General features: G+C 70.4%; 8 protein-coding genes and 1 tRNA gene. 5 read left to right on the top strand and 4 right to left on the bottom strand.

All coding sequences use genetic code 11. The annotated features are described in order from the left end of the window. Positions 1 to 214: 214 nt before the first annotated feature. On the bottom strand, positions 215 to 1,729 hold the full coding sequence (locus CXH06_RS11720) for an HNH endonuclease signature motif containing protein (RefSeq protein WP_114855372.1): 1,515 nt from the start codon (positions 1,727 to 1,729) through the stop codon (positions 215 to 217). A gap of 266 nt (positions 1,730 to 1,995) precedes the next feature. On the opposite strand from CXH06_RS11720, the gene CXH06_RS11715 reads away from it, so the two are divergent. Then, complete coding sequence (locus tag CXH06_RS11715) at positions 1,996 to 2,484, top strand: single-stranded DNA-binding protein (protein WP_157975712.1); 489 nt, start codon at positions 1,996 to 1,998, stop codon at positions 2,482 to 2,484. 22 nt (positions 2,485 to 2,506) lie between these two features. Here CXH06_RS11715 and CXH06_RS11710 read toward each other — a convergent pair whose 3' ends face one another. Next, positions 2,507 to 3,055 (bottom strand): PPA1309 family protein, encoded by a 549-nt coding sequence (locus CXH06_RS11710; protein ID WP_114855370.1) that lies wholly within the window; start codon positions 3,053 to 3,055, stop codon positions 2,507 to 2,509. 193 nt (positions 3,056 to 3,248) lie between these two features. On the opposite strand from CXH06_RS11710, the gene CXH06_RS11705 reads away from it, so the two are divergent. The 4 genes from CXH06_RS11705 (at position 3,249) to CXH06_RS11690 (ending at position 8,000) form a co-directional block, all read left to right on the top strand. After that, the gene (locus CXH06_RS11705) at positions 3,249 to 6,350 is read left to right on the top strand and encodes a UPF0182 family protein (protein ID WP_114855369.1); all 3,102 of its coding nucleotides are present in this window, start codon (positions 3,249 to 3,251) and stop codon (positions 6,348 to 6,350) included. Between the two features lie 179 nt (positions 6,351 to 6,529). After that, positions 6,530 to 6,603: transfer RNA gene (locus tag CXH06_RS11700), tRNA-Met, on the top strand. Positions 6,604 to 6,903: 300 nt separating this feature from the next. Next, positions 6,904 to 7,242 carry an STAS domain-containing protein gene (locus CXH06_RS11695; RefSeq protein ID WP_114855368.1) on the top strand — a complete coding sequence of 113 codons (339 nt, stop codon included), beginning with the start codon at positions 6,904 to 6,906 and terminating at the stop codon, positions 7,240 to 7,242. A 113-nt stretch (positions 7,243 to 7,355) separates the two neighbouring features. Continuing rightward, positions 7,356 to 8,000, top strand: coding sequence for an SGNH/GDSL hydrolase family protein (locus CXH06_RS11690; protein ID WP_114855367.1), 645 nt, complete (start codon positions 7,356 to 7,358; stop codon positions 7,998 to 8,000). Positions 8,001 to 8,036: 36 nt separating this feature from the next. Here CXH06_RS11690 and CXH06_RS11685 read toward each other — a convergent pair whose 3' ends face one another. Further along, positions 8,037 to 8,804 carry a C2 family cysteine protease gene (locus CXH06_RS11685; protein ID WP_114855366.1) on the bottom strand — a complete coding sequence of 256 codons (768 nt, stop codon included), beginning with the start codon at positions 8,802 to 8,804 and terminating at the stop codon, positions 8,037 to 8,039. Between the two features lie 10 nt (positions 8,805 to 8,814). After that, positions 8,815 to 10,035, bottom strand: a complete 1,221-nt coding sequence (locus CXH06_RS11680; RefSeq protein WP_114855365.1) for a pyrophosphate--fructose-6-phosphate 1-phosphotransferase — start codon at positions 10,033 to 10,035, stop codon at positions 8,815 to 8,817. Between the last annotated feature and the right edge of the window lie 76 nt (positions 10,036 to 10,111).

The following is a 10,111-nucleotide window of genomic DNA, read 5'->3' as shown; positions in this document are numbered from 1 at the left end:
CTGGGCGGATGTGCAGGCGCGGTTCGAGACCGCGCGCGCGACCGGCAGCTCGCTGGTGGTTCCGCAGGTCTGATCCGCGGCGCAGGTTCCTGGACGGCCGGTCCCCTGGATGGGGGCCGGCCGTCCGCGCGTCCGGCGGCACTGTGGCTGTTCGAGCGCCCGTCGTGCCGGGCAGCGGCACCCGGGGCGGACGACGGCGCTCCGCGAATGGTGTTCAGGCGGCGAGGTCGAGGACGTTGTGCAGGAGGGCGTCGACGCAGTCGGCGAGGTGGAAGCCGTACCCGCCAGTCGCTGCGGCGATCCGCTCCGGGTCCCCCGACGGCTCGGGCGGACGGGGACGAGAGAGGGTGAGGTGTTCGTGATCGGCGGGCCAGCGTGCCTGGACCGGCACTCCCTGCGCATCGAACACGCCGAAACGACTGCCCAGCGGAGTCGCCGGGCTGATCGGGACGAGACGGAGCCCGCCCTCGTGGACCATCACATGGTGACGCCGACACAGCAGCGCCAACCCCTCAATATCCGTGGCACCGCCCTGCGACCAGGGCGTGACGTGATGAGCATCGAGATGCCGGGACCGGTGGCAGCCGGGGAACACGCAGCTGGCATCCCGCAACCGCAGAGCCCGGCGCTGCGCCCGCGACGCCAGACGACGCGCCCGCCCCAGATGCAGCACCTCCCCACCGGCATCAGTGACCGCCAGCGCCACCTTCCCCGTACACGCCAACCGCTCCACGGTGGCCGGCTCCAGAGCACCACCACCGGCCACGTGACAGCGGAGCGGCGTTCCCGCAGGAACGCCCCGCACCGCGCCATCCGGCACGGACGAAGCGCCCCGCACCGCGGGCTCAGCCGGCGTTCCCGCGGGAACGCCCCGGGGAAGCGCCTCGGCGCTGACCTGGACGACCACCAGGTGACGGTCCTCACCGGAACGATCATCAGGCTCCGCGACCAGATACGCGTGCGCGAGATCGGTCAACGCATCCGCACGCCGCTGCGCCAGCGTCGCCGTGGTGGCGATGCGGGCGGCACGCTCCTCCGCGTCCTCCCGCCGCGTCGGATCCATGTCCCCCGCGGCGGGCGGCGGCGTGCCGTCACGATCCACCGCCAGCTCCAACGCGGTCACCACCTCGGCACCCGTCTCCGCGGGCAGCAGCGCCCGGACCTCCACCATCCCGTCCTCCCGGACCGACCACCGCGCATGACGCACCGCATCCTGGGAGATCCGCGCCCCATCCAGCGCCCGGAAGCTGGAGATCGTCCGCGCCAGCTGCGAAGCGGTCATGTCCCGCGCGAGCTCCACCAGCGCCTCCTCCTCGACCCGGTCCGCGACCCGGCTCATCTCCCGCACCTTCGAATACGACAACCTCCCGGCCCGGAAATCCGCCACCGTCAGAGGCATCGACCGCAGCGCCCGCGCGACCCGGACCTGCTCCCGCGCCGTCCCCGGCGTCAGCGAACACGCCCACGCCAACCAATGCGCCGTCGACGTCAACCCGACGTACCAGCCCGACGCCTCCCGCGCGTCGAACTCCCCCACCAACAGCAAGAACTCACACGTCAACTCCGCGACCAGCGCCGCCTGCCCCTGGATCCGCTGCCCCAACGCCACCGCCTCCTCCTCCGACAACCGCCCCACAGGCCCAGGCGCAGACGTTCCCGCGGGAACGCCCGACGAGTACTCAGCGGACGGCGAGGCCGACGGGAACGGGAACGGGCCGGTGGCGGACATGACAACCTCCTGCAGACGTCGGCTCTGATCGTCACCGCCCAGACCACCACAGGGCTCCGACAATCCAACTAGCCGGCCCTCCGCAGGCCCAGGACGGTGCGGAGCGCGGGTCTGTGCGGCCCGTGCCCCCGCCGTTCCTCCACAGGTGCCGGCAGTCCACAATCCTGCTCCCTCGGTGGATGCGGAGGCGGCGCGCGGCGAGGGTGTGGGACATCGGCAGGGAGCCGATGCCGGGGCCGCCCCGGCACGAGAGGAAGGACTTCGCCATGCGGGAGATCAGGACGACGATTCGGGGAAACGCCACCGGCGACCCCAGCGATCGCACGCGCGAGGACGGCCGCCCGTCGGCATATGTGCGCATCGCCGTGACGCCGACGTACTACAACGCCTCCACGGAGGACTATGCCGATCGGAAGACCGAGTTCATCTCGATCTACGCACGGGGCCGTCTGTCCCGGAACCTGCTGGAGTCGGTGCGCAAGGGACAGCCGCTCATCGTCACCGGACGTCTCAGCAGCTCGGAGTGGATCGGGGACGATGGCACGCAGCGCCACTCCCTGAACGTGCAGGCCGATGCCATCGGACACGACCTCTCGTTCGGCAAGGCCACCTTCACCAAGCCGTTGAAGGAGAAGGACTTCCCGGATCTGGATCCGCAGACGGACGATGTGATGGTCGAGCACGCCGTCGACGAGGAGTCGGGGGAGATCGTCGGCGATGCGCGGGCGGACGACTCCCTGGAGCCGGCCTTCTGAGTCCTGGTCGGCCGAGCGGCGTTCAGCCGGTGGGCTGCAGCGTCTCCACCAGCGCCGCGGAGATGTCCGGCAGCAGCGCGGCGCCGAGGACGTAGCCGTCCTCGCCGCCGCGGTGCACGGCGGACCACGTGGTGCCGTCGGCCAGTGCTGCGACGACGACCCGCAGCGGCTGACCGGTGGGCAGTCCCGCCGCGGGATCGTCGTCGCGGACGGACCAGGCCGATGCCGGGAGGTCGCAGGCGACGGCGCCGCCGGCGGCCAGATCCGGCCATTGCACGGTCTCGAGCGCGACCAGGGGATCATCGACGGCGACGTCCGCACCGGACTCGGAGGCCTCGCCGAGATCGATCGGGGTCAGGTGCAGGTCGTCGCCGGTCGCCGCCCCCTCGGTCTCCGCCCCCAGCATGGCCGCGAGCGCGGGCGAGGCCGCCAGGAGCTCCGCGCTGCGCGCCAGCGCGAACAGCTGGGGCGCGGCCAGGGGAGTGTCCTCAAGATGCCGCGCCACCTCGAGGACGGCGGCGGCGAGAGCGGCGGTGGGGGCGTCCAGAGGGTCCGGAGCGGGAGTCGTCATCGGATCGAGAGGTCCCTTGCTGGGTAGGCCTGGCGGATTGCTGACAGAATAGGAGTGCCACCGCTGTGTGCGGCGGCTCCACACTGTACCCGGAGCCCGATTGGCCTCCTCTGCGCGGACGCGGACGGGGCCACCGGATCCGACACCGAGGCACCTGAGGTTTTCTGTGAGTTTCTCCGCCCCGTTCGGCGATATGCCCCGGCCGCGACCTCGACCGGCCCCTGATGCGAAGACCGATGGCCCACGCCGGGTCTCGCCGCTCGCGATCACGGTGGGCGTGGTCGTCCTGCTCGTCCTCGCGCTCGTCATCGCCTCGGAGGTGTGGACCAAGTACCTGTGGATGGAACAGCTGGACTACACCGACGTGCTGTTCACGCGGTGGGGGACGCAGATCGTGCTGTTCCTGCTGGGCATCGTGCTCTTCGCGGTGCCGCTGTTCCTCAGCCTGCGGATCTCGTACACCAAGCGGCCGATCTATCCGCCCGTCACGCGGGAGCAGGAGGCGCTCGAGCAGTTCCGCGCCGCGGTGGACCCGCTGCGCCGCGGCCTGACCTACGGCGCGCCGGTGATCATCGGGGCCTTCGGCGGCCTCGCTCTGTCCCGCCGCTGGCAGGACGTGCAGCTGTTCCTGCACCCCCAGGACTTCGGGGAGACCGACGCCATCTTCGGCAATGACATCTCCTTCTACGTCTTCACCCTCCCGGTGATCGACATGGTGATCGCCTTCGGCCAGTTCGTGCTCCTGGTCTCGGTGGTCGGAGCGCTCATCGGGCACTTCATCTACGGCGGCGTCGCCTGGGGCCAGGAGTCCGGCCTCGAGGTCACCCGGTCGGCACGGCGCCACCTGGGCGTCCTGGCCGCGATCTACGTGCTGCTCCTCGGCGCCGGCCACTGGTTCCAGCGCTACGACCTGCTGACCAGTGCCCATCCGCGGTTCGAGGGCGCCTCTTACGCGGACGTCAACGCGATCCTGCCGGCGAAGACCATCCTCGCCATCGCCTCGATCGTGGTGGCCGCGCTGTTCGTGCTGTGGATCTTCCGCGCGGACTGGCGCATCCCGGCGATCGGCGCCGGCCTGATGATCCTGTCCACGCTGGTGGTCGGCAACCTGTACCCCTGGGCGATCCAGCAGTTCCAGGTCCAGCCGAACGAGCGCGCCCTGGAGCAGGAGTACATCCAGAACAACATCAGCGCGACCCGCACCGCCTTCAATCTCGACGGCGTCACCGAGGTGCCCTACACGGCCACCACCGACGCGGAGCCGGGGGCGCTGCGGGAGGATGCCTCGACCACGGCGCAGATCCGGCTGATGGATCCCAACATCGTCTCGCCCACCTTCGAGCAGCGTGAGGCGAACCGGCGCTACTGGGGCTTCGACGAGGTGCTGAGCGTCGATCGCTACGAGATCGACGGCGAGCTGCAGGACACCGTGATCGGCGTGCGCGAGCTCCGCCCGGACAAGTTCGGTCTCGCGGACCGCTCCTGGGTGGACCAGCACATCATCTACACCCACGGCTACGGTACGGCGGCCGCCTACGGCAACCGACGCAACGAGGACGGCGAGCCCAGCTTCCTCCAGTCCGGTGTCCCCGGCGACGGCGACCTGGGCTCCTACGAGGAGCGGGTCTACTTCGGCCGCCACTCGCCGGACTACTCGATCGTCGGCGCCCCCGAGGGGAGCGAGCCCGAGGAGTTCGACTACCAGCGAGGCGGCACGGACGACGAGGAAGGCGGCGATCAGGTCTACAACACCTTCCAGGGCGATGGCGGCCCCTCGGTCGGCGGCTTCTTCGAACAGCTGCTCTACGCGATCAAGTTCCGTGATCCGAACATCGTGATCTCCGACTACCTCAACGAGGAGTCCCAGATCCTCTACGACCGCGATCCGCAGGAGCGCGTCCGCGAGGTCGCCCCGTTCCTGTCGCTGGACTCCCAGATGTACCCGGCGGTGGTCGACGAGCAGCTGGTGTGGGTGGTGGACGGCTACACCACCACCACGGAGTACCCCTATGCGCAGTCCATCGATCTCGATCAGACGGTCGACGATTCCCAGACCAATCCCAACGACACCGCGAGCAATCGCGAGCGGTCGGCCAACTACATGCGCAACTCCGTCAAGGCGACGGTCAACGCCTTCGACGGCTCGGTGACCCTGTACACCTGGGACACCGAGGACCCGATCCTGCAGTCCTGGGCCGAGGTCTTCCCGGACGCGCTGGAGCCCGCCTCGGAGATCAGCGGTGAGCTGATGAGCCACCTGCGCTACCCGGCGGACTACTTCAAGGCGCAGCGTGAGGTGCTGGCCACCTACCACGTGACCGATGCGGACGACTTCTTCACCCAGCAGGACTTCTGGCAGGTGCCCCCGGACCCGACGGTCCCGGCGCCCACCAACCCCGACGGCAGCACCGGCCAGCAGGCCCCGCAGCCGCCGATGTACCTGACCATGCAGATGCCCGAGGCGAACGACCCGAGCTTCATGCTCTCCTCGAGCTTCATCCCCTCCGAGGGGCAGAACGTGCTCACCGGGTATCTGGCGGTGGACTCCGAGACTGGGGACACCGCCGGGAACCCGGCGGAGTCCTTCGGGGACATGACCCTCCTGGTGCTGCCGACCTCGAATCCGGTCAACGGTCCGGGTCAGGTGCAGGCCACCTTCAACGCGGAGCCCAACGTCTCCCAGGCGCTGAACCTGCTGAAGTCCGGCAACTCCGAGGTCATCAACGGCAACCTGCTGACCCTGCCCGTCGGCGGCGGACTGTTGTACGTGCAGCCGGTCTTCCTGCAGTCCTCCGCCTCCGGCGGCGGTACCCAGTACCCGCTGCTCCAGATGGTGCTGGTCTCCTTCGGCGACAAGATCGGCTTCGCGCCGACGCTCGACGAGGCCCTCGACCTGGTGTTCGGCGGCGACTCCGGTGCCGACGCCGGCGACGCCTCGGTCTCCGATCCCGATGCCCCTTCCGGCACCGCCGACACGGAGACCGGTGAGGGCACCGTCGAGGAGCCCGCCGAGGGTGAGGAAGCGCCTGCCGAGGGCGAGGAGGAGGCTCCGGCCGAGGGCGAGCAGCCCGCGGCCTCCGGATCCGCCCAGGAGCGTCTCGACCAGGCGCTCGTGGACATGGACACCGCGGTGGCGAACTCGGAGACTGCGATGCAGGAGGGCGACTGGACCGCCTACGGCGAGGCCCAGGAGCAGCTCGCCGACGCGCTCAACCGCGCGATCCAGGCCAACGAGGAGCTCGGCGGGACGGGCCTCCCGTCCGACGCCCAGGCCTCGGACGGCGGGGAGGGCTGAGCGCACTCCCACCGGGCCCTGAGCTCGAAGCGATGCCCGATCGCGGCCGGCTGGACGCCGGCGGCGGTCGGGCATCGTCGTCCCAGGCAGGTGAACGAGCTATGAACGTGGCATGGCACACGTTCAGGTCGTCCCAGGTGGACGCCGGGTTCCGAGCGTCGTAGAGTAGTCCATGTCGCCGCGGGGTGGAGCAGTTCGGTAGCTCGCCGGGCTCATAACCCGGAGGTCGTAGGTTCAAATCCTGCCCCCGCTACGAAGAGAAGGCCTCTGGCCAGTGGAAACACTGACCAGGGGCCTTCTGCTATGCCCTCCGGTCCGGCGTCGAAGGTACGGAGACGGATCGGGAATGATTCAGGGCGCAGCGACGGGGCAGACCATCCGTCCCCGCCCGCGACTTGCAGTGCTCAGGCCAGCGGGTGAATCCGTTCGAGGCGACTCGTCACCACTTGAGTCGAACCTCCAGGTCAGAGACGTTGCGCGCCATATTGCGTGGCGCTAGAATCCGTGCCACTTCCAGGGACTCGTTGCGACGACGTGAAGGGAGAGCGACATCATGACCCACAAGATCTCGGTCCTCGTGAAAGCAGACGTCGGCCGGGACACCATCGATCTGTACGTCTCCGGGTGTCTCAACTCAGAGACCGCGAACGTGCTCGCTGCACAGATCTCCAGAGCACGGGCGCTGGACCCGGCCGCTCCGATCCTCGTGGATCTGACGGGCACGCAGCACGTGGACCCGACGGCCTTGGCGCAGCTGCGAGCGACGGTGGACGCCACCGTCGTGGATTTCGCGCGGAAGCATCTCGTGGACGTCCGGTTCGTGGGCCCCTCCGGCAAGGAGTCGTGCGCCGCCGCGACCGACGCCGCCACGCTCCCGCTCGCCGCGAGCTGAGAGGAGCCGCGAACAGCGGCCGATCGACCTGCCGACCGACCCGCGCGGAGGGAAGAGCCCGGACCGTGGAAGCAGCGTCCGGGCTCTCCGCCCTCTCTGGCACGATGTGGCCCATGACGACCCCTTCCCGCCCCGCCCCGCGGACACTGCTGTTCATCGGCGACTCCATCACCGACTGCGGACGCCGTGAGGACCCCGAGCAGCTGGGCCATGGCTACGTCCGCCTCCTCTCCGAGCACGTCGCCGCCCACGAGCCCACCGCCACGGTGCTCAACCGCGGGATCGGTGGGGACAAGGCCGCCCATCTGCGCGAGCGCTTCGAGGCGGACTGCCTGGAGCCGTCTCCCGACGTGGTCACGATCTACGTGGGCGTCAACGACTCCTGGCACCGGTTCACGCGCGGCGAGCTGGTCACCGATGAGTCCTTCGAGGCGGACTACCGCTGGATGCTCGACCGGCTGGAGGAGGAGGCTCCGCGGGCTCGGGTGCTGCTCATCGTGCCCTTCGTCGCCGACATCGACGAGGAGCGGGTGCGCCTGCACAGCGACCTCGACGGCAAGGTCGCGATCATCCGTCGCCTCGCCGCCGAGCGGGGCCTCGCCCTCGTCGACCTCGAGCAGGTGCTGGAGCGCGCCCTCGCGGCCGGGCACACGCCACAGGGCATCGCCGAGGACGGCGTCCACCCCACGGCGGCCGGGCACCGCCTCATCGCCGACGCCTGGCTCGAGCAGTACCGCCGGGAGCCGGCCGCCGTCTGAGCATGCGCAGCCTCGGCGGTGCGCAGGGCCGACCGCTCAGCGCAGCGGCGCCGTGACGTCCACGGACAGCATCCCGCGCCGCAGCCGCCGGGCGTCGAGCACCAGCAGGGTCTCCGGTCGCCCGGGATCGCGCAGATGCACGTGCCCGCTGCGCGCGTCGGCGCCCACCACCGCGAAGACATGACTGGCCGGCAGGGGACCGGCGGCGCCCGGCACGAGAGGGCTCAGCGGATGGGTCGAGGCGGTGATCGCGCGCCCCTCGGCCCGCCACGCGAGGATCTGCCGGGCCGTCGGCATCCGCAGCTGTGTGCGCACCCGCTCGCCCAGCAGCAGCTCGAGGCCGAAGCGGGCGATGCCGCGCTGCAGGAAGGGATAGTCGCCGGCGACGTGCACCGCGATCGCCTTCTCGAGCACGCCCACCCATCCGGGGTTCGCGCCGCTGCGCCGCCCGTACAGGAACGCCCCGTGCTCGTCGACGGGGAAGCGGCGGTCCACGCGCAGCGGCACCTCGAGCGCGGGCAGGTGCACGGAGACGGTGCCGTCGGCCTCGACGGCGAGCAGGGAGCGGAGACGCTCCGGGGCGGTCTCGGCCACGGCGAGCATCGGGGCCATCACCCAACAGTCGCCGAGGCGGCCCTGCTGGGGACGCAGCAGGCGGGGAGGGGCCAGGGGCCCGCGGTCCTCCCGCCGTCCGGCCGCCGACACGTCGCGCGCCCACCCGGGACGGGTGAGCGCGCGCAGGGTGCGGCGCCAGGTCCGCACACGAGGGCGCCGGCGACCGCGCGCCGACGCCCCCGCGGTCATGGCAGCGGGCTCAGTGCGCCGCGGCCGGGACGATGGTCTGGCCGGTGCGCTCCATGACCTCGTGGAACCAGGGCTGGGAGATGTCGAAGGCCTTGTGCCCGGCGACGCGCTCGAACTCGACGGCGCGCAGGATGTCGCCCTGCTCCTCGTCGTGACCGATGAGGCCGGAGCCGCCCTCGAGCGCGACCTGCACGGCGAGGTCCGTCATCGACTTGATGAGGCGCAGGTCCTCGGCATTGGCCTTCGCGGAGCGCGAGAAGTAGCCGGACTTCTGGACCATGACCTTCTCGGCGCCGAGCTTCTCGGAGAACTGCTGGGCGAACCATTGGCCGGGGTTGATCTTGTCGATCTTGACGTGGCCGAAGGGATCCTTCTCCGGCTCCTCGCCGCGGGCCTGCATCTCGGCGACGATCTCGGGGATGCCGGCACCCTCGGAGAGGAAGATGTTCACGCAGCCGGCCTCGTCCATGACCGTCTTCAGGCGCTCGGCCTCGGCGTCGATGTCGAGAGCGAGCTCGGGGAGGAAGACGGCGTGCACGTCCCAGCGCTCGGCGCGGTGTCCGATGCCCGGCAGCCACTCCTGCTGGGCGTGCCAGTCCTGGTAGTACTCGGCGGCCTGGGCGGTGAGGTACCCGCAGGCGCGGCCCATGATCTCGTGGATGATCAGCATGCGCGGGTTCGAGCCGTGCTCGGCGATGATGTTCTGCGCGAACACGCTGGTCTGCTCCGCGGCGCTCTTCGCGCCGAGGGACTGGCGGATCGGCACGATGTCGTTGTCGATCGTCTTGGGCAGACCCACCACCTGCAGGTCGTGGCCGTTGTCGTGGAGGTGCTTCGCGAGGTCCGCGGCGGTGGTGTTGGTGTCGTCGCCACCGATGGTGTGCAGCACGTCCACCCCGTCGGCCCGGAGCTTCTCCGCGGCGACCTCGAGGGCGTTCTCGCCCTCCTGGATCAGGCCGCGCGCGACCAGATCGGCGGTGTTGGTGAGCTTGACGCGGGAGTTGCCGATGGGGGAGCCGCCGTAGTTGTGCAGCAGCCCCGCCTTCGCGCGCACCTCGTCGTCCACCACGAGCTTCTCCCCGGAGAGCAGCCCCCAGTAGCCGTGCTTGTAGGCGATGATCTCGACATCCGGCACCAGCTCGGTGTAGCGCTCGATGAGACCGCCGACGGCGGAGGAGAGGCAGGGGGCATAGCCACCTGCGGTGAGCAGGGCGACGCGCTTGACGGTCATGGAGAGGGGGTCCCTTCACAGTTCGGGGTCACGACCCCTGAAGTCTACCGACCCCCGCGGCGCCGTCCTCGCCGCG

Origin of the sequence: Brachybacterium sp. YJGR34 (assembly GCF_003347015.1) — a bacterium.
Taxonomy (GTDB): domain Bacteria; phylum Actinomycetota; class Actinomycetes; order Actinomycetales; family Dermabacteraceae; genus Brachybacterium.
This window is presented reverse-complemented; position numbering and strand designations above follow the sequence as displayed.

Excerpts from the sequence above, each read along its gene's own strand:
- CXH06_RS11695 (WP_114855368.1), top strand. The coding sequence starts at position 6,904 with ATGACCCACAAGATCTCGGTCCTCGTGAAAGCAGACGTCGGCCGGGAC.
- CXH06_RS11710 (WP_114855370.1), bottom strand. The coding sequence starts at position 3,055 with ATGACGACTCCCGCTCCGGACCCTCTGGACGCCCCCACCGCCGCTCTC.
- CXH06_RS11680 (WP_114855365.1), bottom strand. The coding sequence starts at position 10,035 with ATGACCGTCAAGCGCGTCGCCCTGCTCACCGCAGGTGGCTATGCCCCC.
- CXH06_RS11720 (WP_114855372.1), bottom strand. The coding sequence starts at position 1,729 with ATGTCCGCCACCGGCCCGTTCCCGTTCCCGTCGGCCTCGCCGTCCGCT.
- CXH06_RS11715 (WP_157975712.1), top strand. The coding sequence starts at position 1,996 with ATGCGGGAGATCAGGACGACGATTCGGGGAAACGCCACCGGCGACCCC.
- CXH06_RS11685 (WP_114855366.1), bottom strand. The coding sequence starts at position 8,804 with ATGACCGCGGGGGCGTCGGCGCGCGGTCGCCGGCGCCCTCGTGTGCGG.
- CXH06_RS11690 (WP_114855367.1), top strand. The coding sequence starts at position 7,356 with ATGACGACCCCTTCCCGCCCCGCCCCGCGGACACTGCTGTTCATCGGC.
- CXH06_RS11705 (WP_114855369.1), top strand. The coding sequence starts at position 3,249 with ATGCCCCGGCCGCGACCTCGACCGGCCCCTGATGCGAAGACCGATGGC.